General features: G+C 74.2%; 2 protein-coding genes. Both read left to right on the top strand.

Annotated features, from left to right (window positions below; translation table 11 throughout):
• Positions 1 to 24 precede the first annotated feature (24 nt).
• Positions 25 to 10,362 (top strand): SDR family NAD(P)-dependent oxidoreductase, encoded by a 10,338-nt coding sequence (locus ACBJ32_RS45095; RefSeq protein ID WP_375132066.1) that lies wholly within the window; start codon positions 25 to 27, stop codon positions 10,360 to 10,362.
• A 6-nt stretch (positions 10,363 to 10,368) separates the two neighbouring features.
• Positions 10,369 to 26,193, top strand: a complete 15,825-nt coding sequence (locus ACBJ32_RS45090; RefSeq protein ID WP_375132065.1) for a type I polyketide synthase — start codon at positions 10,369 to 10,371, stop codon at positions 26,191 to 26,193.
• Positions 26,194 to 26,198 lie beyond the last annotated feature (5 nt).

Genomic DNA, 26,198 nt, shown 5'->3' with positions numbered 1-26,198 from the left:
GGCGGACCAAGGACGGCGTTTCGCATGTCGGAAGACGAAAAGCTTCGCGAATACCTCAAGAAGGTCACCATCGAGCTGCGGGCCACGCGCCGGCGGCTCAAGGAGAACGAGGACCGCGATCGGGAGCCGATCGCGATCGTCGGCATGGCCTGCCGCTACCCGGGCGAGGCGAACACGCCGGACGAGCTGTGGGAGCTGGTCGCGGCCGGCCGGGACGCCACCTCCGAGCTGCCGGGCGACCGCGGCTGGAACCTGGCCGCGCTGTACGACCCCGACCCCGGCCGGCCCGGCACCACGTACGTCAGGCGCGGCGGTTTCATGAGCGAGGTGGCCGGCTTCGACGCCGACTTCTTCGGGATCTCGCCGCGTGAGGCGCTGGTGATGGATCCGCAGCAGCGGTTGTTGCTGGAGAAGTCGTGGGAGGCCCTGGAGCACGCCGGCCTCGACCCGCAGGCCCTGCGCGGCAGCCACACCGGCGTGTACGTCGGCATCAACTACCAGGAGTACGGCCCGCTGTTCCACCAGGCGCCGCCGAACGTCAAGGGTCACGTGGTGACCGGTGTCGTGCCGAGTGTGGCGTCGGGGCGCATCGCGTACACGCTGGGGCTGGAAGGCCCGGCGGTCACCGTCGACACCGCGTGCTCGACCTCGCTGGTCGCGCTGCACCTGGCCGTGCGCGCGCTGCGCGCCGGCGACTGCGAGCTCGCCCTGGCCGGCGGCGCCACCGTGCTGTCGTCGCCGGGCCCGCTCGTGGAGCTGGGCGGCCAGCGGGTGCTGGCGGCAGACGGCCGCTGCAAGGCGTTCTCGGCCGGGGCCGACGGCATGGGCATGGCCGAAGGCGTGGGCATCGTGGTGCTCGAACGGCTCAGCGACGCCCTGCGCCACGGCCACCGGGTGCTCGCCCTGGTCCGGTCCAGCGCCATCAACCAGGACGGCGCCTCCAACGGCCTGACCGCGCCGAACACCCTCGCGCAGCAGCGGGTGATCCAGCAGGCGCTCACCGGGGCGGGGCTGTCACCCGGCCAGGTGGACGTCGTGGAGGCGCACGGCACCGGCACCGCGCTCGGCGACCCGATCGAGGCACGTGCCCTGCTCGCCACGTACGGCCAGGGCCGGGAGCGGCCGTTGTGGCTGGGGTCGGTGAAGTCCAACATCGGGCACACGCTCGCCGCGTCCGGCGTGGCCGGCGTCATCAAGATGGTGCAGGCCATGCGGCACGGCACGCTGCCGCGGACGCTGCATGCCGACGAGCCGACACCCCACGTGGACTGGAACGCGGGCGGGCTGGCCCTGCTCGCCGAGCCTGCGGCGTGGCCGCGCGGCGAGGAGCCGCGCCGGGCGGGCGTGTCGTCGTTCGGGCTGAGCGGCACCAACGCGCACGCGATCCTGGAGGAGTACCCCGAGCACGGCGTCACCGGCGGCGCGAACCTGCCCGTCATGCCCGCTATGCCCGCCATCCCCGTCGTGCCGGTCGTGCTGTCGGCCAGGACCGCCGAAGCGCTGCGCACCCAGGCCCGGACGCTGCTGAAGACCGGGCACGAGCCGCTGGACGTCGCCTACACCAGGAGCGTGCGGCCGGTGTTCGAGCACCGGGCGGTCGTGATCGCGCAGGACCGTGACGAACTCGCGGCCGGGCTGGCCCGGATCACCGAGGACACCTCGCAACCCGTCAGCCCCGGCAAGGTGGCGTTCCTGTTCTCGGGTCAGGGGTCGCAGCGGCTGGGCATGGGCCTGGAGTTGTACGGGCGGTTTCCGGTGTTTGCCGCGGCTTTTGATGAGGTGTGCGGGCGGTTGGAGCCGTCGTTGCGTGAGGTGATCGCGGCTGATGCGGTGGCTTTGGATCGGACGTTGTTCGCGCAGCCGGGGTTGTTCGCGGTGCAGGTGGCGTTGTTCCGGTTGGTGGAGTCGTGGGGGGTTCGGCCGGATTTCCTGTTGGGGCATTCGATCGGTGAGTTGGCGGCTGCGCATGTGGCGGGGGTGTTGTCGCTGGATGATGCGTGTGCGCTGGTGACGGCTCGGGCGCGGTTGATGCAGGCGTTGCCGGCGGGTGGCGCGATGTGCGCGTTGGGGATGGGTGAGGCGGAGGTGGCGCCGCTGTTGTCGGCGGGGGTGCAGGTCGCCGCGGTCAACGGGCCGGATGCGGTGGTGGTCTCGGGTGACGTGGAGGAGGTCGCGCGGGTCGAGGCCGAGGTGGCGAGGTCAGGGCGGCGTACCCGGCGGTTGCGGGTCAGTCATGCGTTCCATTCGGCGCGGATGGAGCCGATGTTGGAGGCTTTTGCGGAGGTGGCGCGGGGGTTGACGTTCCATGCGCCGTCGATTCCGATCGTGTCCACGCTGGCCGGGGAGCCGACGGCGGAGATCGCCACTGCCGGGTATTGGGTGCGGCAGGTGCGGGAGCCGGTGCGCTACGCCGACGGGCTCGCCGAACTGGTCGCCCGCCGATCCACGGTGCTCGTCGAGGTGGGGCCCGACGGGGTGCTCAGCGCGATGTCACCCGACCACCACGTCATCCCGCTGCTCCGCGCGGGCCGCGACGAGCCCCGCACGCTCCTCGCCGCGCTGGGCGAGGCCCACGCCCGCGGGATGGCGGTGTCCTGGGAGCGGCTGTTCGCCGGCACGCCCGCCAAGCTGGCCGACCTGCCCGCCTATCCGTTCCAGCGGCAGCGCTACTGGCTGCCTCCCGCCTCCGGCGTGGACGAGGGCGCTCTGACCCCGACGGGTCACCCGTTGCTGAGCGGGGCCGTGGAGCTGGTCGAGGGCGACGGCCTGCTCCTCACCGGCCGGATCTCCCCGGCCTCGCAGCCGTGGCTGGCCGATCACGTGGTCCTCGGTTCCGTGCTGCTGCCCGGGACCGCGTTCCTGGAACTGGCGCTGCAGGCGGCGGCCCGCGCGGGCTGCGACCGCGTCGAGGAGCTGACCCTGCAGGCGCCGCTGGTGCTGCCGGCGCAGGGTGCCGTACAGATCCAGGTGGAGGTCGGCCCGGCCGACGAGTCGGGGCGGCGCGCCCTCGCGATCCACTCACGCCCGGAGGAGCCCGGCGACGCGGACGACGGCTGGGTGCGGCACGCGGGCGGCTTCGCGGGCACGCGGCCGGGGCCGGACCCGACCTCTGCCGGCTTGACCTCCGCCGGCTTGACCTCTGCCGGCTTGACCTCCGCTGACCTGACCGCCTGGCCGCCGCCCGGCGCCGAGCCGGTCGAGGTCGAAGGGCACTACGAGCTGCTGGCCGGGCGCGGCTACCACTACGGGCCCGCCTTCCAAGGCCTGCGCGCGATGTGGCGGGCCGGCAAGGAGGTGTACGCCGAGGTCACGGCGGACGTGGACGCGGAGGCGTACGCACTGCACCCGGCGCTCCTCGACGCGGCCCTGCACACCCTGGCCGCCGGCGACCTGCCCGAAGGCCGGGTGCTGCTGCCGTTCTCCTGGGCCGACGTCTCACTCCGCGCCACCGGCGCGGCGACCCTGCGCGTGCGCCTGCGGCCCACCGGCCCCGACACCCTGATCATCGACGTCGCCGACGGTCTCGGCGTCCCCGTCGTAGCGGGCGCGGCGCTCACCCTGCGGGAGGTGACCGCGGGCACCCTGTCGCAGGACCGCCGGAACGCGGGCGCCCTGTACCGGGTGGAGTGGCAGCCCATCGAGACGCCCGCTCCTCCGTCCGTCCGGTGGACACTGCCGGACGGCTGGGAGCCCTACCCCGTCCCGGACACCACGGCCGCCGACGCACCCGAGGTCGTCGTGGCCTCCTGCGCGGGCGAGGACCCCGTCGGCGCCGTCCATCGGGTGCTGGGCCTCGTCCAGGAGTGCCTGGCTGCCGAAGGCTCCCGGCTGGTGCTGGTCACGCAGGGGGCGACGGCCGTCGACGGGAACGTCGCCGATCCGGCCGGCACGGCGGTGTGGGGGCTGGTGCGCTCGGCCCAGACCGAGCATCCGGACCGGTTCACGCTGGTGGACCTCGACGGGGACGGCGCGGGCCGCGGCCTGATCCCCGCCGCGTTCGCCACCGGAGAGCCGCAGATCGCGATCCGCGGCGGCGAGCTGCACGTGCCCCGCCTGGCCGAGCACGCGGCCACGCCCGCGCCCTGGACGGCCCCCGGCGGGACGGCACTGGTCACGGGTGGGACGGGGACGTTGGGTCGGTTGGTGGCGCGTCATCTGGTGTTGGTGCATGGGGTGCGGGAGGTGGTGCTGGTCGGTCGGCGGGGTGGTGTGGTGTTGGAGGGTTTGCCGGGTGTGCGGGTGGTGGCGGGTGATGTGACGGATCGTGCGGCGATGGCGGCTTTGGTGGGGTCGTTGCCGGATCTGTCGGTGGTGGTGCATGCGGCGGGTGTGGTGGATGACGGGGTGGTCGCGGGGTTGAGTGGCGGGCAGGTGGATCGGGTGCTGGCCGCGAAGGTGACCGGCGCCACGGTGCTGCACGAGCTGACCCGGCACCGGGACCTCGCGGCCTTCGTCGCCTTCTCCTCGGCGGCCGGCACGCTCGGCGGAGCCGGACAGGCCGCCTACGCGGCGGCCAACGCCTTCCTGGACGGCCTCATGTCGTGGCGGCGCGGCCTGGGGCTGCCCGGCACCTCGCTCGGCTGGGGCCTGTGGGCCGAGCGCAGCGACATGACGAGCGGCCTCGGCCACGCCGACCTGGCCCGCTGGGAGCGGATCGGCCTCGGCGCCATGGAGACGGACCCGGCCCTGCGGCTCCTGGACCGGGCGATCGCGACCGGCGAGGCCGCGCTGCTGCCTCTCCGGCTCGACCTGCCGGCCCTGCGCGCGACCCGCGAGCAGGTTCCCGTTGTGCTGCGCGGCCTGGCCAGAGTGCCAGGGCGGGGCGAGGACACCGGAACGCGCGAGACCCTCCGGCAGCGCCTCGCCGACCGGCCCGCCGCCGAGCGGGAACGCCTGGTGCTCGACCTCGTACGCACCCACGTCGCCACCGCACTCGGCCACCCCTCGCCCGCGTCGGTCGAGCCCGGACGCTCCTTCAAGGACCTGGGCTTCGACTCGCTCACCGCGGTCGAGCTGCGCAACCGGCTCACCGCCGCGACCGGGCTGCGGCTGCCCGCCACCCTCATCTTCGACTACCCCGAACCCGCCGCCCTGGCCCGCCACCTGCTGGCCGAACTGGCGGGGACGCTGCCGAGCCGCGCCCGCACGCAGGTGCGGCACGCCCGCTCCGACGACGATCCCGTGGTGATCGTGGGGATGGCGTGCCGGTATCCGGGTGGGGTTTCCTCGCCGGAGGAGTTGTGGGAGCTGGTGGCTTCGGGTGGGGACGGGATCGGGGAGTTCCCGGTCGATCGGGGGTGGGATCTGGGGGCGTTGTTCGATCCGGATCCGGAACGTGCGGGCCGTTCCTACGTGCGGGACGGCGGGTTCTTGTATGACGCGGCCGAGTTCGATGCGGGGTTCTTCGGGATCTCGCCGCGTGAGGCTCTGGCGATGGATCCGCAGCAGCGGTTGTTGCTGGAGGCGTCGTGGGAGGCGTTCGAGCGGGCCGGCATCGACGTGGCGTCCCTTCGCGGCAAGGACGCGGGAGTGTTCGTCGGCTTGATGCACCACGACTACTCGGCCCGCCTGCACACCACCCCGGCCGACCTCGAAGGTCACATCGGCATCGGCAACTCCGGCAGCGTCGCCTCCGGCCGGGTGGCGTACACGTTCGGGCTGGAGGGGCCCGCCGTCACGATCGACACGGCGTGTTCGTCGTCGTTGGTGGCGTTGCATCTGGCGGCGCAGGCGTTGCGGCGTGGTGAGTGTTCGCTGGCGCTGGCGGGCGGGGTGACGGTGATGTCGTCGCCTGGGGTGTTCGTGGAGTTCAGCCGCCAGCGCGGCCTGGCGCCTGATGGCCGGTGCAAGTCGTTCGCGCAGGGCGCGGATGGGACGGGCTGGTCGGAGGGTGTCGGGGTTGTGGTGCTGGAGCGTCTGTCGGAGGCCAGGCGTCGGGGGCATCGGGTGCTGGCGGTGGTGCGGGGGAGTGCGGTCAATCAGGACGGCGCTTCGAATGGGTTGACGGCGCCGAACGGGCCTTCGCAGCAGCGGGTGATCGCTCAGGCGCTGGCGGATGCGCGTCTTGCGGCTGGTGATGTGGATGTGGTGGAGGCGCATGGGACGGGTACGGCGCTTGGTGATCCGATCGAGGCGCAGGCGTTGCTTGCGGCCTATGGTCAGGGTCGGGAGCGGCCGTTGTGGCTGGGGTCGGTGAAGTCGAACATCGGGCATGCGCAGGCGGCTGCGGGTGTCGCGGGTGTGATCAAGATGGTGGAGGCGATGCGGCACGGCATGCTGCCGCGGACCTTGCATGTGGATGAGCCGTCGTCGCATGTGGACTGGTCGTCGGGTGCGGTGGCGTTGCTGACCGAGCAGCAGCCGTGGCCTGCGGGTGATCGGCCGCGGCGGGCGGGGGTGTCATCGTTCGGGATCAGCGGCACCAACGCGCATGTGATTCTCGAAGAGCCGCCCGTGCTGGAGGAGGTCCCTGTTCCGGGCGAGCCGGGGGTCGTGCCGCTGGTGCTGTCGGCGCGTAACGGCGAGGCGGTGCGGGAGCAGGCCCGCCGGCTTCTCCCCATCGTCGCTGACGCCGACCTCCACGACCTGGCCCACACGCTGGCGACCCGCCGTAGCGCGTTGGAGCACCGTGCCGCCGTCGTCGGCGCGGATCGCGACGCGCTGGTGGCCGGGCTCACCGCCCTCGCCGAAGGCCGCGAGGCAGCGGGCGTGTTCACCGGTCAGGCGACCTCTGGGCCGGTCGCGTTCCTGTTCTCGGGTCAGGGGTCGCAGCGGCTGGGCATGGGCCTGGAGTTGTATGGGCGGTTTCCGGTGTTTGCCGCTGCTTTTGATGAGGTGTGCGGGCGTTTGGAGCCGTCGTTGCGTGAGGTGATCGCGGCTGATGCGGTGGCTTTGGATCGGACGTTGTTCGCGCAGCCGGGGTTGTTCGCGGTGCAGGTGGCGTTGTTCCGGTTGGTGGAGTCGTGGGGGGTTCGGCCGGATTTTCTGTTGGGGCATTCGGTTGGTGAGTTGGCGGCTGCGCATGTGGCGGGGGTGTTGTCGCTGGATGATGCGTGTGCGCTGGTGACGGCTCGGGCGCGGTTGATGCAGGCGTTGCCGGCGGGTGGCGCGATGTGCGCGCTGGGCATGGGTGAGGCGGAGGTGGCGCCGCTGCTGTCGGCGGGGGTGCAGATCGCCGCGGTCAACGCTCCCGACTCGGTGGTCATCTCCGGTGACGCCGACGAGGTGGACCGACTGCAGGCGCTGGTGACCGAGCGGGGGCGGCGTACCCGGCGGTTGCGGGTCAGTCATGCGTTCCACTCGGCGCGGATGGAGCCGATGCTGGAGGCTTTTGCGGAGGTGGCGCGGGGGTTGACGTTCCATGCGCCGTCGATTCCGATCGTGTCCACGCTGGCCGGGGAGCCGACGGCGGAGATCGCCACTGCCGGGTATTGGGTGCGGCAGGTGCGGGAGCCGGTCCGGTTCGCTCGGGCGCTGGAGTGGCTGGGCGAGGTGCCGGTGCTGCTGGAGGTGGGCCCGGACGCCACGCTGACCGCGATGGCCGCCGACCGCGACGTCGTCCCGCTGCTGAGAAGGGACAAGGACGAGGCCAGGGCGGTGGTGGACGCGCTGGCCGGGCTGCATGTGCGCGGCGCGCGTCCCGACTGGACGGCCCTGCTGCCGGGCCGGCAGGTCGACCTGCCCACCTACCCGTTCCAGCGCCGCCGCTACTGGCTGGCCCCCACCTCCGGCACCGACGCCGCCGGGCTGGGCCAGACGCCGCTCGGGCATCCGCTGCTCGGCGCCGCCATCTCCCTGGCCGACGGCGACGGGCTCCTGCTCACCGGACGTCTGTCGGCCCAGACCCACCCGTGGCTGGCCGACCACGTCGTAGCGGGCAGCCGGATCCTGCCCGGTGCCGCCCTGGTGGAGCTGGCCTGGCAGGCCGTCGAGCACACCGGGTACGCGGGCATCGAAGAGCTCGTCCTGCACGCCCCGCTGGTGCTGCCGGAGACGGGCGGGCTGCAGATCCAGGCCCGGGTCGCCGCCCGCGGCCCGGACGGTCGAGCCGAGCTGACCGTGCACGCCCGCGCCGCAGACGATCAGTCGTGGACCCGGCACGCGGCGGGCACGGTGACCGAAGCGCCGGCCGCCCCGATCGGAAGCCTCGCAGCATGGCCGCCACCCGGTGCCCCCATCGACGTGGACGGCCTGTACGCGGCGCTCGCCTCGGCCGGGCTGCACTACGGCCCCGCCTTCCGCGGCCTGGTGCGGGCATGGCGCGACGGCGACGACACCCATGCCGAGCTGGTCCTGCCGGAGTCGCTGGCCACCGACGCCGGACGCTACGCCTTCCATCCGGCCTTCTTCGACGCGGCCCTGCACCTGCTGACGCCGGACGGCAGCGGCACGGCGCAGGTGCCGTTCTCGTGGCGGGGCGCGTACCTGCACGGCGCCGCCACCTCCCGGCTGCGTGTCCGCGTGACGGCCACGGCGCCTGACCAGGCGTCGATCGTCGTCGCGGACGACACCGGCAGGCCGGTCACAAGTGTCCAGGCCGTCGCCATCCGCCCGCTGGCCCTCCCGGCCGCCCGGCGGATGCTCGCCGCCGACGCGCTCTTCGACGTCGAGTGGACCCCGTTGCGCACGCTTCCGGCCGCTCCGGCGACCCGGTGGGCCGTCGTGGGAGAGGGGGAGCCGGAGCTGACGGGCACGCGGCACCCCGACCTGGAATCGGTGGCGGCGGCGGGCGTGCCGGACGCGGTGCTCGTCCCGCTCGGGCCCGGCGAGCCGTCACCGTCGCGGGCGCGCGAGGCCGTGACGGACGTGCTGCGCACGATGCAGAGCTGGCTCGCCGACCCCCGCTTCGCCCGCTCCCGGCTGGTCGTCGTGACGCGTGGCGCGACCTCCACCGACCCGGTGGGGGCGGCGGTCTGGGGCCTGGTGCGCTCCGCGCAGGCCGAGCACCCCGACCGGTTCACGCTGCTCGACCTCGACGGGAACGCCGGCAGCGATGCCCTGGCCGCCGCGCTGGCCACCGGGGAGGCGCAGCTCACCGTCCGCGACCGCGAGGTGCTCGTCCCCAGGCTGGCCAGGGTCACGCCCGGCACTCCGGAGGGGATCGAGCCCGGCCACGGCTGGAACCCTCACGGGGCCGTGCTCATCACCGGTGGCACCGGAACCCTCGGCGGCCTGCTCGCCCGCCACCTGGTGACCGCGCACGGTGTCCGGCATCTCGTGCTGGCCAGCAGAAGCGGCGCCGGCGCACCGGGCGCCGACGACCTGGCCGCCGAGCTGACCGGGCTGGGAGCTAGCGTCCGCGTCGCCGCCGTGGACGTCGCGGACAGGCAGGCGCTGGCGGCGTTCCTCGCCACGCTCGACCGGCCGCTGACGGGGGTCGTGCACGCGGCGGGCGTGACCGATGACGGGCTGGTCGAGTCGCTGACCCCGGACCGGCTCGGCACCGTCCTGCGCTCCAAGGCCGACGCCGCCTGGAACCTCCACGAGCTCACCCGCCACCACGGACCGGCCGCGTTCGTGCTGTTCTCCTCCGCGGCCGGGGTGCTCGGCAGCGCGGGACAGGCCAACTACGCCGCCGCGAACCAGTTCCTCGACGCGCTGGCCAGGCGCCGCCGCGCCGCCGGGCTGCCCGCGACCTCGCTGGCGTGGGGACTGTGGGCGCAGGCCAGCGGCATCAGCGAAGGGCTCGGCGCCGCCGACCACGCGCGCCTCGCGCGGCTCGGCATCCGGCCGCTGGCCACGGACGAGGCGCTCGCCCTGTTCGACGCCGTGCTCGCCGACGGCCGGGCCACCGCCGTACCGGTCAAGCTGGACCCCGGCGCCGCGCGCGCACATCCGCTCCTGCGCGACTCCTCGCCCGCCGCCCGGAGGGCGGAGCGGCACTCGGAGCCGCTGCTGGACAAGCTGGCGGCCCTGCCGGACGCCGAAGCCGCGAGCCTGCTCCTCGACCTGGTACGCCGCCACGTCGCCCAGGTACTCGGCCACGCGGACACCCGGGAGATCGACCAGGACCGGCAGTTCAAGGAGCTCGGCTTCGACTCGCTGACCGGGGTGGACCTCCGCAACCGCCTGCGCACCGAGATCGGGCTGGACCTGCCGGCCACGCTCGTCTTCGACTACCCGACGCCGGAGGCGCTCGCCGGGCACCTGCACGCGCGGGTCCGCCAGGCGGCGCCCGACCCGATCGGCGCCGCGTTCGACCGCTTCGAAGCCGCGCTGGCCGCGCAGCAGGACGACGCCTCCCGCGACCGCATCGTGACCCGGCTGCGCGCGCTCGCCGCGCAACTGGCGCCGACGGCCACCGACCTGGCCACCGCCAGCGACGACGAACTCTTCGACCTTGTTGAGAACCTGGGGGACTGACGCCGCATGACGAACGCCAACGAGGACAGGCTGCGCGAATACCTCAGACGGGCCATCGCCGAGGCGCAGGACGCCCAGCGACGGCTGCGCGAGGCCGAGGAGGCGGACCGCGAGCCCATCGCGATCGTCGGCATGGCGTGCCGGTTCCCCGGCGGGGTGACCTCGCCGGAGGAGCTGTGGGAGCTGGTCGCAGCGGGTCGCGACGCGATCACCGACTTCCCCGCCGACCGGGGCTGGGACCTCGCCGCGCTGCTCGGCTCCGGGACGGGGCCCGGCACCTCCACCACCCGGTACGGCGGGTTCCTGCACGACGCGGCCGGCTTCGACGCCGACTTCTTCGGGATCTCGCCGCGCGAGGCGCTGGCGATGGATCCGCAGCAGCGGCTGCTGCTGGAGACGTCGTGGGAGGCGTTCGAGCGGGCCGGCATCGACCCCGTGTCGCTGGGCGGCAGCCGTACCGGGGTGTTCGCCGGGCTGATGTACCACGACTACCAGTCGCGGCTGCACAGGGTGCCGGAGGAGCTGGAAGGCTTCCTCGGCAACGGCAACGCGGCGAGTGTCGCGACCGGGCGCATCGCCTACACGTTCGGGCTGGAGGGGCCCGCCGTCACGATCGACACGGCGTGCTCGTCGTCGCTGGTGGCGCTGCACCTGGCCGTCCAGTCGCTACGCCGCGGCGAGTGCACGCTCGCGCTGGCGGGCGGGGTCACCGTGATGGCGTCCCCGAACACCTTCGTGGAGTTCAGCCGCCAGCGGGGGCTGGCACCCGATGGCCGGTGCAAGTCGTTCGCCGAGGGGGCGGACGGGACGGGGTGGTCGGAGGGCGTGGGGCTGCTGGTGCTGGAACGCCTGTCCGATGCTGTGCGGTCGGGGCGGCGGGTGCTGGCGGTGGTGCGGGGCAGCGCGGTCAATCAGGACGGCGCCTCCAATGGTCTGACGGCGCCGAACGGGCCTTCGCAGGAGCGGGTGATCGCTCAGGCGCTGGCGGGGGCTGGGCTGTCGGCCGGTGATGTGGATGTGGTGGAGGCGCACGGGACGGGGACGGCGCTTGGTGATCCGATCGAGGCGCAGGCGTTGATCGCCGCTTACGGCCGTGAACGGGACCGGCCACTGTGGCTGGGATCGGTGAAGTCCAACATCGGGCATGCGCAGGCGGCGGCGGGTGTCGCGGGTGTGATCAAGATGGTGGAGGCGATGCGGCACGAGACATTGCCGCGGACCTTGCATGTGGATGAGCCGTCGTCGCATGTGGACTGGTCGTCGGGTGCGGTGTCTTTGCTGACCGAGCAGCAGCCGTGGCCTGCGGGTGATCGGCCGCGGCGGGCGGGGGTGTCGTCGTTCGGGATCAGCGGCACCAACGCGCACGTGATCCTGGAGCAGCCCACGCCGCCAGAGGAGCCCGTGCCCGCGGCCCCCGGACCGGTGCCGTGGCTGCTGTCGGCGCGCAGCCCTGAAGCGCTGCGCGAGCAGGCCCGCCGGCTTCTCGCCGTCGTCGATGGCGCCGACCTCAACGACGTGGCGTACACGCTGGCCACCGCGCGGGCGGGGCTGCCGTACCGGGCCGCCGCCGTCGGGCACGACCGGGAGGAACTGGCCCAGGCACTCACCGCAGTCGCCTCCGGAGCCCGGACAGCGAACCCGCTCAAGGGCAGGACGGCGTTCCTGTTCTCGGGTCAGGGGTCGCAGCGGCTGGGCATGGGCCTGGAGTTGTATGGGCGGTTTCCGGTGTTTGCCGCTGCTTTTGATGAGGTGTGCGGGCGGTTGGAGCCGTCGTTGCGTGAGGTGATCGCGGCTGATGCGGTGGCTTTGGATCGGACGTTGTTCGCGCAGCCGGGGTTGTTCGCGGTGCAGGTGGCGTTGTTCCGGTTGGTGGAGTCGTGGGGGGTTCGGCCGGACTTTCTGTTGGGGCATTCGATCGGTGAGCTGGCGGCTGCGCATGTGGCGGGGGTGTTGTCGCTGGATGATGCGTGTGCGCTGGTGACGGCTCGGGCGCGGTTGATGCAGGCGTTGCCGGCGGGTGGCGCGATGTGCGCGCTGGCGGCGAGCGAGGCGGAGGTGGCGCCGCTGCTGTCGGCGGGGGTGCAGGTCGCGGCGGTCAACGCTTCCGACTCGGTGGTCATCTCCGGTGACGTGGAGGAGGTCGCGCGGGTCGAGGCCGAGGTGGCGAGGTCAGGGCGGCGTACCCGGCGGTTGCGGGTCAGTCATGCGTTCCATTCGGCGCGGATGGAGCCGATGTTGGAGGCTTTTGCGGAGGTGGCGCGGGGGTTGACGTTCCATGCGCCGTCGATTCCGATCGTGTCCACGCTGGCCGGGGAGCCGACGGCGGAGATCGCCACTGCCGGGTATTGGGTGCGGCAGGTGCGGGAGCCGGTCCGGTTCGCTCGGGCGCTGGAGTGGCTGGGCGAGGTGCCGGTGCTGCTGGAGGTGGGCCCGGACGCCACGCTGACCGCGATGGCCCCCGACCGCGACATCATCCCGCTGCTGAGAAGGGACAAGGACGAGGCCAGGGCGGTGGTGGACGCGCTGGCCGGGCTGCATGTGCGCGGCGCGCGTCCCGACTGGACGGCCGTGTTGTCCGGCCGGCAGGTCGACCTGCCCACCTACCCGTTCCAGCGCCGCCGCTACTGGCTGGCCCCCACCTCCGGCACCGACGCCGCCGGGCTGGGCCTGACCCCGGCCGGGCATCCGCTGCTCGGCGCCGCCATCTCCCTGGCCGACAGCGACGGGCTCCTGCTCACCGGACGCCTGTCGGCCCAGACCCACCCGTGGCTGGCCGACCACGTCGTCGCGGGCACGCCCATGCTGCCCGGCGCCGCCCTGGTGGAGCTCGCCGTCCGTGCCGCCGACCAGGCCGGCTGTGACCACCTGGAGGAGCTCACGCTCGAGGCGCCACTCGTGCTGCCGGAGCGGGGCACGGTGTCGGTCCAGCTCCGGGTCGGCGCTGCGGACCGGACCGGCAGGCGCGAGGTGAGCATCCACTCCAGCTCCTCAGGCGAGGACTGGACCCGGCACGCCACCGGAACGGTCACCCAGGAACCGGCCGGGCGCGGCACCGGCGAGCAGGCCATCGGAGCCTGGCCGCCGCCCGGAGCCGAGCCGGTCGAGCTGGACGGCCACTACGAGGCGCTCGCCGGGGCGGGCCTCGGCTACGGCCCCGCCTTCCAGGGGCTGCGCGCCGCCTGGCGGGCGGGCGACGACGTCTACGCGGAGGTCGCCCTGCCCGAGGCGGCCGGTGCGGAGGCGTACGGGCTGCATCCGGCACTTCTGGACGCCGTCCTGCACGCCCTCGCCGCGGCGGCCCCTCCAGCAGCAGGGCAGCCGCCCCGCATCCCGTTCTCCTGGTCCGGGGTGACGCTGCACGCCGCCGCCGCGACCACGCTGCGCGCCCGGCTGTCACCGGCCGGCGCGGACGCCGTGTCGATCGTCGCCGCCGACGCCACGGGGGCGCCCGTCATCACCGTGGACTCGCTCGTCCTCAGACCGTTGGCGGCCCCCGTTCCCCGGCACGACGACTCCCTGTTCCGCGTCGAGTGGACCCCGGTGCCCAGGGAGGCGGGGCAGAACGCGGGCATCACCGTGGTCCACTGCGAGCCGCCCCGGACAGGAGACCTGGCAGCGGACACCCGCGCCGCGGTGCACGCCGCGCTGGAAGCCCTGCAGGAGTGGCTGGCCGGAGAGCCCGGCGACGACGCCCGACTGATGATGGTCACCAGGCACGCGGTGGCCGCGGTCGCCGGCGACCCCGCGCCGGACCCCGCAGCGGCGGCGATCTGGGGGCTGGTCCGCGGCGCGCAGGGAGAACACCCCGGCAGGATCCTGCTCGTCGACACCGACGCTCCGGCCGACCCCGCGACGCTCGTCGTCCCCGCGGAGCCCCAGATCGCGCTCCGCGCCGGCACGGCCTACGCCCCCCGGCTGGCACGGATGTCCACCCACCCCGGCCTGGTGCCGCCCGCGTCGCCGCACTGGCGGCTGGACGTGACGGCCAAGGGCACCCTGGACCACCTCGCCCTGCGCGCCCACCCGGAACAGGAGCTCGAACCCGTCCAGGTGCGCCTCCGGGTACGCGCGGCGGGGGTCAACTTCCGCGACGTGCTCATCGCGCTGGACCTGTACCCGGCCGACGTGCCCCTCGGCGGCGAGGGCGCCGGAACCGTCGTCGAGGTGGGCCCCGGCGTGACGGGGCTGGCACCGGGAGACCGGGTGTTCGGCCTGTTCTCCCACGCGTTCGGGACGAGCGCGGTCGCCGACCACCGGATGCTCGCGCCGATCCCGGACGGATGGTCGTACGAGGAGGCCGCCTCGGTACCGATCGCCTACCTGACCGCCTACTACGGCCTGGTCGAACTCGCCCGGCTGCGGGAGGGGGAGCGCGTCCTGATCCACGCCGCGACCGGCGGCGTCGGCTCCGCCGCCGTCGCGCTCGCCCAGCACCTGGGCGCCGAGGTGTTCGCCACCGCGAGCCCCGGCAAGTGGGCCGCGCTGCGGGAACGCGGCCTGGACGACGCGCACATCGCCTCCTCGCGCACCCTGGACTTCGCCACGACCTTCACCACCGGCATGGACGTGATCCTGAACTCCCTCACCGGTGAGTTCCTCGACGCCTCGCTGCGGATGCTGGCGCACGGCGGCCGGTTCCTGGAGATGGGCAAGACCGACCTGCGCGATCCCGCGAGCCTTCCCGGCACGGACTACCAGCCGTTCGACCTGATGCAGGTCGAACCCGCACGCATCCAGAGCATGCTGGCCGACCTGCTCGCCCTGTTCGAGTCCGGCGCCCTGCGTTTGCCCCCCATCACCACCTGGGACGTACGGCGGGCGCCCGAGGCGTTCCGCCACATCAGCCAGGCCCAGCACATCGGCAAGGTCGTCCTCACCGTGCCCCGTCCCCTCTGGACCCCCGAGGGGACGGTGCTGGTCACGGGTGGGACGGGGACGTTGGGTCGGTTGGTGGCGCGTCATCTGGTGTTGGTGCATGGGGTGCGGGAGGTGGTGCTGGTCGGTCGGCGGGGTGGTGTGGTGTTGGAGGGTTTGCCGGGTGTGCGGGTGGTGGCGGGTGATGTGACGGATCGTGCGGCGATGGCGGCTTTGGTGGGGTCGTTGCCGGATCTGTCGGTGGTGGTGCATGCGGCGGGTGTGGTGGATGACGGGGTGGTCGCGGGGTTGAGTGGCGGGCAGGTGGATCGGGTGCTGGCCGCGAAGGTGACCGGCGCCACGGTGCTGCACGAGCTGACCCGCGACCTGGCGGGATTCATCGTGTTCTCCTCGGCCGTGGGCACGCTCGGCGGAGCCGGACAGGCCGCGTACGGCGCCGCGAACGCCTTCCTGGACGCGCTGGTCACCCAGCGGGTCGAGCAGGGATTGCCCGGAGTGTCGCTCGCCTGGGGACTCTGGGCCGAGTCGAGCGGCATGACCAGCGAGCTGGGCGCGGCCGACCTGGCCAGGATGGCCCGCTCCGGTGTCGCCCCGCTTACCACCGAGCACGCCCTCCACCTGCTCGACGCCGCCCTCACCACGGCCGAACCGGTGCAGGTGCCCGTCGCTCTCGACCTCACCGCCTTCCGCGGCGGCACCGAGGTGCCCGCGATGCTCCGCGGCCTCGTCAAGGCGCCGGTCCACAGGGCGACCGCACGATCCGCGGGCGAGACCTCCTACGCCCAGCGCCTGGCCGCCATGCCGGACGCGGACCGCCACCGCGCCCTGCTCGACCTGGCCCGCGAGCACGCCGCGGCCGTCCTGGGACACGCCACGCCGGATGCCGTCGACGGCGAGCGGCCGTTCAAGGATCTCGGCTTCGACTCGTTGACCGGCGTCGAGTTCCGCAACCGGCTCACCGCCGCGACGGGGCTGCGGCTGCCCGCCACCCTCACCTTCGACTACCCGACGCCGGTCGCGCTCGCCGACCACCTGCGGCGTGAGCTGCTGGGGTCGTCGCCGATCGCGCCCGCACCGGTGGCCACCGGCGTGTCCGACGATCCCGTGGTGATCGTGGGGATGGCGTGCCGGTATCCGGGTGGGGTTTCCTCGCCGGAGGAGTTGTGGGAGCTGGTGGCTTCGGGTGGGGACGGGATCGGGGAGTTCCCGGTCGATCGGGGGTGGGATCTGGGGGCGTTGTTCGATCCGGATCCGGAGCGTGCGGGCCGTTGCTACGTGCGGGACGGCGGGTTCTTGTATGACGCGGCCGAGTTCGATGCGGGGTTCTTCGGGATCTCGCCGCGTGAGGCGCTGGCGATGGATCCGCAGCAGCGGTTGTTGCTGGAGGCGTCGTGGGAGGCGTTCGAGCGGGCCGGCATCGACCCCGCCGCGCTGCGCGGCGCGCAGGCCGGGGTGTTCGTCGGAGGGATGCGCCAGGAGTACGGCCCGCTTCTCGGCCAGGGCGCCGAGGAGGTGGAGGGGTATCTGCTGACCGGTGGTGCGGCGAGCGTGTTGTCGGGGCGGGTGGCGTACACGTTCGGGCTGGAGGGGCCGGCGGTGACGATCGATACGGCGTGTTCGTCGTCGTTGGTGGCGTTGCATCTGGCGGGGCAGGCGTTGCGGCGGGGTGAGTGTTCGCTGGCGTTGGTGGGTGGGGTGACGGTGATGTCGTCGCCTGGGGTGTTCGTGGAGTTCAGTCGTCAGCGGGGGTTGGCGCCTGATGGCCGGTGCAAGTCGTTCGCGGAGGGGGCGGATGGGACGGGCTGGTCGGAGGGTGTTGGGGTTGTGGTGCTGGAGCGTCTGTCGGAGGCCAGGCGTCGGGGGCATCGGGTGCTGGCGGTGGTGCGGGGGAGTGCGGTCAATCAGGACGGCGCTTCGAATGGGTTGACGGCGCCGAACGGTCCTTCGCAGCAGCGGGTGATTCAGGGGGCGCTGGCGGATGCGCGTCTTGCGGCTGGTGATGTGGATGTGGTGGAGGCGCACGGGACGGGGACGGCGCTTGGTGATCCGATCGAGGCGCAGGCGTTGATCGCCGCTTACGGCCGTGAACGGGACCGGCCACTGTGGCTGGGATCGGTGAAGTCCAACATCGGGCATGCGCAGGCGGCGGCCGGGGTCGCGGGTGTGATCAAGATGGTGGAGGCGATGCGGCACGGCATGCTGCCGCAGACCTTGCACGTTGATGAGCCGTCGTCGCATGTGGACTGGTCGTCGGGCGCGGTGGCGTTGCTGACCGAGCAGCAGCCGTGGCCTGCGAGCGACCGGCCAAGGCGGGCGGGGGTGTCATCGTTCGGGATCAGCGGCACCAACGCGCACGTGATCCTGGAAGAGCCGCCCGCACTGGAAGAGGCTCCCGCTGAGGGCGAGCCGGGGGTCGTGCCGGTTCTTCTGTCGGCCCGCAGCTCGGACGCCCTGCAGACCCAAGCAGCGGAGCTCGCGGCCTTCCTGCGCGGGAATCCGGACGTGCCGATGGAAGACGTGGCATATTCGTCCGCCCACCGCCCGGTATTCGCCCATCGCGCCGTGATCGTTGCCGGCCACCATGACGAACTGCTCGCCAAGCTGACCCAGATCAGCGATTCCGGCCCTGTCGGGCGTGCGCAGACGGCGTTCCTGTTCTCGGGTCAGGGGTCGCAGCGGCTGGGCATGGGCCTGGAGTTGTATGGGCGGTTTCCGGTGTTCGCCGCGGCTTTTGATGAGGTGTGCGGGCGTTTGGAGCCATCGTTGCGTGAGGTGATCGCCACTGACGCGGCGGCTTTGGATCGGACGTTGTTCGCGCAGCCGGGGTTGTTCGCGGTGCAGGTGGCGTTGTTCCGGTTGGTGGAGTCGTGGGGGGTTCGGCCGGATTTCCTGTTGGGGCATTCGATCGGTGAGTTGGCGGCTGCGCATGTGGCGGGGGTGTTGTCGCTGGATGATGCGTGTGCGCTGGTGACGGCTCGGGCGCGGTTGATGCAGGCGTTGCCGGCGGGTGGCGCGATGTGCGCGCTGGGGATGGGTGAGGCGGAGGTGGCGCCGCTGTTGTCGGCGGGGGTGCAGGTCGCCGCGGTCAACGCTCCCGACTCGGTGGTCATCTCCGGTGACGCCGACGAGGTGGACCGACTGCAGGCGCTGGTGACCGAGCGGGGGCGGCGTACCCGGCGGTTGCGGGTCAGTCATGCGTTCCATTCGGCGCGGATGGAGCCGATGTTGGAGGCGTTTGCGGAGGTGGCGCGGGGGTTGACGTTCCATGCGCCGTCGATTCCGATCGTGTCCACGCTGGCCGGGGAGCCGACGGCGGAGATCGCCACCGCCGGGTATTGGGTGCGGCAGGTGCGGGAGCCGGTCCGGTTCGCTCGGGCGCTGGAGTGGCTGGGCGAGGTGCCGGTGCTGCTGGAGGTGGGCCCGGACGCCACGCTGACCGCGATGGCCCCCGACCGCGACGTCGTCCCGCTGCTGAGAAGGGACAAGGACGAGCCGCGCGCACTGCTCACCGCCCTGGCGACCGCCCACACGCACGGAGCGCAGGTCGACTGGCGCGCCATGCTCACCGGCAGCCTGGTCGACCTGCCCACGTATCCGTTCCGGCGCAGCCGCTACTGGCTGGAACCCACCTCCGGTACGGACGCCACAGGCCTCGGCCTGGCCCCGGCGGGGCACCCTCTGCTCGGCGCCACCGTCTCCCTCGCCCAGGAGGGTGGGACCGTCGTCACCGGCCGGCTGTCCACGCTGTCCCATCCGTGGCTGGCCGACCACGTCGTGGCGGGCGCACTCGTGATCCCCGCCGCCGTCTTCGCCGACCTGGCCCTGCACGCCGCCGCCCACGCCGGCCACGACCAGGTCGGCGAGCTCTCCCTCGAGACCCCGCTGGTCATCCCGGAAGGCGGCGAGGTCACCCTCCAGATCTGGGTGGACGCCGACGGGCACCGGCTCACCGTCCACGCCCGCCCCGGCCCCGACCAGCCCTGGACCCGCCACGCCACGGCCACGCTAACCGCCGGCGCCGGCACCCCGCCACCCGAGGACGGCACGGAGCCCGATCCGGCGGGCGGTCCTGCCGAGGGCGACCCCGCCGACCTCGACGCGCTGTACACCGCCATGTCCGCCGCCGGGCTGGAGTACGGCCCGGCCTTCCAGGGCCTGCGAGCCGCCTGGCGGCACGGTGACCGCGTGTACGCCGACGTCGCGCTGCCCGAGCCGCTGCAGGCGGGCGCCGACCGCTACGCCCTCCACCCGGCGCTGCTCGACGCGGCGCTGCACGCGGCCGGGCTCGGCGTGCTCGCCGCCACGGGCGCGGCGCGGATCCCGTTCGTCATGACGGGCATCCGCGTGCACGTGCCCGGCGTGACGGCGGCGCGAGCCCGCCTGACGCCGCTCACCCCCGACTCGCTGGCCCTGACCCTGACCGACGCCGCCGGCCGCGCGGTCGCCGACGTGGACGCGATCACCTTCCGCCCGCTCCCGTCCGAGCGGCCGGACGCCGACATGTACACCGTGGACTGGGCCGAGATCCAGGCACCCGACGCCGTGCCCCAGGCCGGCATCGCCGTTCTCGGCGAGCCGTACGAGGGGATCGCCGCACCGTGTCACCCCGACCTGGCCGCCCTGCCCACCGGCGCGCAGGCGCCGCAGTACGTGCTGGTCCCGATCAGTGAGGCACACGCCGGGCGGCCGGACGACGAGGTGGCCGCCGTGCACAGGACGGCCGAGCGCGCGCTGGCCCTGGCACGTGCCTGGCTGGCCCATGACCGGCTCCCGGGCGCCCGCCTCGTCCTCCTGACCCGGGGAGCCATGGCGCCACGACCGGGGGAGGACGTCACCGACCTGGCCGGCGCGGCGGCATGGGGCCTGATCCGCTCCGCGCAGTCCGAGCACCCGGGCCGGTTCGTGCTCGTCGACCTCGACGGGACGGCGCAGTCCCGCGACAACCTGCGCCGGGCGCTCGCCACCGGCGAACCGCAACTGGTGCTGCGCGGCGGCACGATGCTGGTGCCGCGCCTGGCCCGCGCGAGGGCAGGGGACGAACCTCCCGCGGCGTACGACCCGGAAGGGGACGAACTTCCCGCAGCGTACGACCCGGAAGGGACGGTCCTGATCACCGGCGCGACCGGGGCGCTGGGCGGGCTGCTCGCCCGGCACCTGGTGTCCGAACGCGGCGTGCGCAGGCTGCTGCTGGCCAGCCGCAGCGGCGCGGACGCTCCCTCGGCCCCCGGGCTGCGGGCCGAGCTGGAGAGGCTGGGAGCGCGCGTCGAGTTCGTGGCGTGCGACCTGGCGCACCGGGACCAGGTCGCCGCCCTGCTCGGCACCGTCGATCCCGAGCACCCGCTGACGGCTGTGGTGCACGCGGCCGGAGTGCTCGACGACGGCGTGCTGGAGTCCCTCACGCCCGACCGGCTCGCCGCCGTGCTCCGCCCGAAGGCGGACGCGGCGCTGCACCTGCACGAGCTCACCCACGGGCTGGCCGCGTTCGTGCTGTTCTCGTCGGCCGCCGCCGCGTTCGGGACGCCCGGCCAGGCCAACTACGCCGCCGCCAACGCCGTGCTGGACGCGCTCGCGCAGCGCCGCCGGGCCCGCGGGCTTCCGGCGACCTCGCTCGCCTGGGGCCTGTGGGACGTGGAGGCCGGAATGGCGGCCACCGCCAGGCCGGGGACCGCCGCGCTGACGCCCGGGGCGGGGCTGGCCCTGTTCGACACGGCCGGCCGGTACGACCACGCCGTCCTGGTGCCCGCTCGCCTGGACCTCGCGGCGATCGCACGCTCCGGCGAGCCGCCGCACCTGCTGCGCGGCCTGGTCCGCACCCGCCGGCGCCCCGCGGAGCCCGGAGGCCCGCAACTGGCGCGCCGCCTGGCCGGGCTGTCCGGCCAGGAACGGGAGCGAGCCGCCCTGGAGGCCGTGCGGACCGAGGTCGCGGCGGTTCTGGGACATCGCGGCCCGGAGGCCGTACCGCCCGCCGCGACCTTCGCCGAGCTGGGCCTGGACTCGCTCACCGCCGTCGAGCTGCGCAACGCCCTCGCCGCCGGCACCGGCGCCCGCCTGCCCGCCACCCTGGTCTTCGACCATCCGACGCCCGCGGCGCTGGCCGGGTTCCTGCTGCGGGAGATCACGGCCACGCCGGCCACGCCCGCCCCTGTCGTCGTGGACCGGCCGAGCGCGGACGAGCCGATCGCGATCGTGGCGATGGCCTGCCGCTACCCGGGCGGCGTGCGCTCGCCGGAGGACCTGTGGGACCTGGTCACGGCCGGCGGCGACGCGATCTCGCCGTTCCCCACCGACCGGGGCTGGAACCTGTCCACCCTGTACGACCCCGACCCGGACCGTCCCGGCACCAGCTACACCCGTGAGGGCGGTTTCCTGTACGACGCCGACCGTTTCGACGCCGACCTGTTCGGCATCGGCCCCCGCGAGGCGCTGGCGATGGATCCGCAGCAGCGGCTGCTGCTGGAGGCCGGCTGGGAGACGTTCGAGCGCGCGGGCCTTGACCCCACCTCGATGTCCGGCAGCGACACCGGCGTCTTCGTCGGCGTGATGTACCACGACTACGTCACGCTGCTGCCGTCCGTCCCCACCGACCTGGAGGGCTACGTCGGCACCGGTACGGCCGGCAGCGTCGTCTCCGGCCGCCTCGCCTACGCCTTCGGGCTGGAGGGCCCGGCCGTCACGGTGGACACGGCCTGTTCGTCGTCGCTGGTGGCGATGCACCTGGCGGCACAGGCGCTGCGGCGCGGCGAGTGCTCGATGGCGCTGGCGGGCGGCGTCACGGTGATGGCGACGCCGGGGACCTTCGTGGAGTTCAGCCGCCAGCGCGGGCTGGCGCCGGACGGCCGGTGCAAGTCGTTCGCCGCCTCCGCCGACGGCACGGGCTGGGCGGAGGGCGTGGGCCTGGTGCTGCTGGAGCGGCTGTCCGACGCCCGCCGCAACGGCCACCGCGTGCTGGCCGTGCTGCGCGGCAGCGCCGTCAACCAGGACGGAGCCTCCAACGGGCTCACCGCCCCGAACGGCCCCTCGCAGCAGCGGGTCATCCAGCGCGCGCTCGCCGACGCGCGCCTCGCCCCCGGCGACGTGGACGCCGTCGAGGCGCACGGCACCGGCACCGCGCTCGGCGACCCCATCGAGGCCCAGGCGCTGATCGCCACGTACGGCCACGACCGCGACCGGCCGCTGTGGCTGGGGTCGGTCAAGTCCAACATCGGCCACACCCAGGCGGCGGCCGGCGTCGCCGGCGTCATCAAGATGGTGCAGGCCATGCGGCACGGCACGCTGCCGCGGACCTTGCACGTCGACGAGCCGACACCGCACGTGGACTGGTCGTCCGGCGCGGTGTCGCTGCTGACCGAGCAGCGGTCCTGGCCGGCGAACGGGCGGCCCAGGCGGGCCGCGGTGTCGTCGTTCGGGATCAGCGGCACCAACGCGCACGTCATCCTTGAAGCGGTCTCCGCCGAACCCGACCCCCCGGTGAGCCGCCAACCCGGGATCGAGCCTCCGGCGAGCCGCGAAGCCGGGATCGAGCCTTCGGCGAGCCGCCAACCCGAACCCGAGTCTCGGCCGAGCCGCGAAGCTCAGCCGCTGCCGTGGGTGGTGTCGGCGGCGACCGAGCCCGCGCTGCGCGAGCAGGCCCGCCGCCTGCTGACCCGCTTGGAGCGCGACCCGCAGCCGGATCTCGCCGGCCTCGGACTGGCCCTCGCCACCACCCGAGCCGGCCTCGAACAGCGCGCGGTGCTGGTGGGCGCCGACGTGCCCGCCTTCACCCGAGGGCTCGGCGCGCTCGCGGCAGGCGAGCCCGCGGCCGGAGTCGTCCGGGGATCCGCCCGCGCAGGGACCGAGGCGGTGTTCGTCTTCCCCGGCCAGGGACCGCAGTGGCTCGGCATGGGTGCGGCCCTGCTCGACTCCTCGCCGGTGTTCGCCGCGCGGATCGCCGAGTGCGCCCAGGCGCTCGCCCCCTACCTCGACCTCTCCCTCGAGGACGTGCTGCGTGGGAAGGGCGACCTGGAGCGGGTGGACGTGGTCCAGCCCGCGCTGTGGTCCATGATGGTCGCCCTGGCCGAGCTGTGGCGCGCGTACGGCGTGCGGCCCGCCGCCGTCGTCGGCCACTCGCAAGGGGAGATCGCCGCCGCCTGCGTGGCGGGCGCCCTCTCGCTGGCCGACGGCGCGCGGGTGGTCGCGTTGCGCAGCCGCGCGCTGCGCGCCCTCGCGGGCACGGGCGGGATGGCGTCGGTACAGGCGCCGCCGGACCGGCTCGCCCTCGACGGCACCGGGCTCACCGTGGCCGCGGTGAACTCCCCGTCGTCGGTAGTGGTCGCGGGCGCGGACGCGGCCCTCGACGCCCTGATCACCCGATGCGAGGCCGAGGGGATCCGCGCCCGGCGGCTGCCCGTCGACTACGCCTCCCACTCGCCAGGGGTCGAGCCGATCCGCGACGACCTGCGCGCGGCGCTGGCCGGGATCGCGCCCCGCCCGCCCGCCGTGCCGTTCCTGTCCACGGTGACGGCACAGTGGGTCGAGGACGAGCCGCTGGACGCGGAGTACTGGTACCGCAACCTCAGACAGCCCGTCCTGTTCGCCGAGGCCACCGGCGCGCTGCTCGACCGAGGGCACCGGACGTTCCTGGAGGTCGGCCCGCATCCCGTGCTGGCCGCGGGCATCCAGGAGAGCGGCGAGCAGGCAGGGCTCGCCCTCACCGTGGCGGCGACGCTGCGACGTGACGACGGCGGCCTGGACCGCTTCCTGACCGCGCTGGGCGAGGCGTACGCCAGCGGCGTGGCCGTCGACTGGCGGGCCGCCTACGACGGCCGGCCGGCTACCAGGGCCGAGCTGCCCACGTACGCGTTCCAGGGCCGGCGGTACTGGCTGGAGCCCGAGCCCGAGCCGGTGACCGCCGGGGCCGATCCGGCGGAGACGGCCTTCTGGCAGGCGGTGGCGAGCGCGGACGCCGGCCAGGTCGCCCGGACACTCGGCGTGGACGACCCGGGCCCGCTGGACGCGGTGCTGCCCGCGCTGACCGCCTGGCACGCCCGCCGTGGCGAGCGGAACGCGACGGCGTCCTGGCGCTACGAGGTCACGTGGACGCCCGTCGCACCCGAGGCGTCCGGGCTGTCCGGCACCTGGCTCCTGGTCGTCCCCGAGACGCCCGCCGCGGGCGAGAGCGCCGCGTTCTGCGCCGCCGCCCTGGCCGAGGCGGGGGCCGAGGTGGTGACCGTCACCCACGGCCCGCGGTTCACCCTGCCCGCCGGGCTCGCCGGAGTGGTGTCGCTGCTCGCGCTCGACGACGTGCCCGTGCCCGGCCACCTCGCCGTCTCCGCCGGTCTCGCCGCCACGGTGGCGCTGGTTCACGAGCTGGACGGGGCCGGCGTCCCGCTGTGGCTGGTGACGCGCGGCGGCGTGCGCACCGGCGCGTCCGACGGGCCGGGCGAGCCGGGCCAGGCACAGGTGTGGGGGCTGGGGCGTACCGTGGCGCTGGAACTCCCGCGGCTGTGGGGCGGCCTGGTCGACCTGCCCGCCACCCTCGACGCCCGCGCCGCCACCCACCTGGCGCGCGCCCTCGCGGGCACGGGCGGCGAGGACCAGCTCGCCGTGCGGCCCAGCGGCCTGCTGGCCCGCCGCCTGGCCAGGCTGCCGGTCCCGGCGCCCGGACCGGGCTTCCGCGCTCGCGGCACCGTCCTCGTCACCGGAGGGACGGGCGGCTTCGGCGCCCACGTGGCCCGCTGGCTCGCCGGCCTGGGCGCCGAGCACCTGGTGCTCGTCCCCCAACGCCCGGGAGCCGGTGACCTCGACGCCGGCGCCTTCGGCGGCACCCGGGTGACCGTCGCCGACTGCGACCTCACCGATCGCGCCGCGCTGGCCGCCCTGCTCGCCGAGCATCCGCCGACCGCGGTCTTCCACACGGCGGGCACGCTGAACGCGGCCCCGCTGGCAGGCACCTCCCCGGCCGAGCTGGACGCGGTGCTCGGCGCCAAGGCGCTCGGCGCCACTCATCTGCACGAACTGCTCGCCGGCCACGAGCTGGACGCCTTCGTGCTGTTCTCCTCGATCGCCGGAGTGTGGGGCAGCGCCGGGCAGGCCGCCTACGCCGCCGCGAACGCCCACCTCGACGCGCTGGCCGAGCACCGCCGCGCCCGCGGCCTGCCCGCCACCGCCGTGGCGTGGGGCCTGTGGGCCGAGGTCGATCTCGGCGATCCGGCGGCCGAGGCCGAACGCCGCGAGCAACTGCGCCGCCGCGGCGTACCGCCGATGCCGCCGGACCTCGCGCTGGTCGCGCTCGGCCAGGCGCTGGAGGAGGATCGCCCGGCCCTCGTGCTGGCCGACGTGGACTGGGAACGGTTCGTGCCCGCCTTCACCGCGCTTCGGCGACGGCCGTTCGTGGAGGACCTGCCCGAGGTGGCCGGCCACCTGCGCGCCGCCGCCGACAGCCGGCTCGCCGACGCCGGGAACGCCGAGCTGCCACGCAGCCTCGCCGGGCTCACCGACGCCGAACGCCGCCGCCGGCTGCTGCGGGCCGTACGCGGCGAGATCGCGGCCGTGCTCGGCCACGACGGCGCGGACGCGGTCGAACCCGGCCGCCAGCTGCGCGAGCTGGGCCTCGACTCCCTCGCAGCCGTGAACCTGCGCAACCGGCTCGGCGCCGCCACCGGGCTGGACCTGCCCCCCACCCTCGTCTTCGACCACCCGACCGCCGAGGACCTGGCGGCACACCTGGGCGCCCGCCTGGACGAGGCCGCCCGCCCGTCCCTGGACGACGCGCTGGCGGGCATGGCCGCGGCGATGGCCGCGATCCCGCCGGGCGACCCCGCGGCGGAGCGGGCCGCCGCCCGGTTGCAGGCGTTGCTCGGCGAACTGACCGCCCGGCACGAGCCGCCCGCCCCGCCGGCGGAGGCCGTGGCCGAACGGTTGCGCGCGGCCAGCGACGACGAACTGTTCGACTTCCTCGACGCCGAGCTGGAAGGGTGAGAATC

Source organism: Nonomuraea sp. GTA35 (assembly GCF_041950525.1).
Classification (GTDB): domain Bacteria; phylum Actinomycetota; class Actinomycetes; order Streptosporangiales; family Streptosporangiaceae; genus Nonomuraea.
Note: the sequence above shows the minus strand (reverse complement) of the source record. Positions and strands in the feature narration are given on the sequence as shown.

Bases quoted from the DNA above. Each gene is read 5' to 3' on its own strand.
- ACBJ32_RS45095 (WP_375132066.1), top strand. From the start codon at position 25: ATGTCGGAAGACGAAAAGCTTCGCGAATACCTCAAGAAGGTCACCATC.
- ACBJ32_RS45090 (WP_375132065.1), top strand. From the start codon at position 10,369: ATGACGAACGCCAACGAGGACAGGCTGCGCGAATACCTCAGACGGGCC.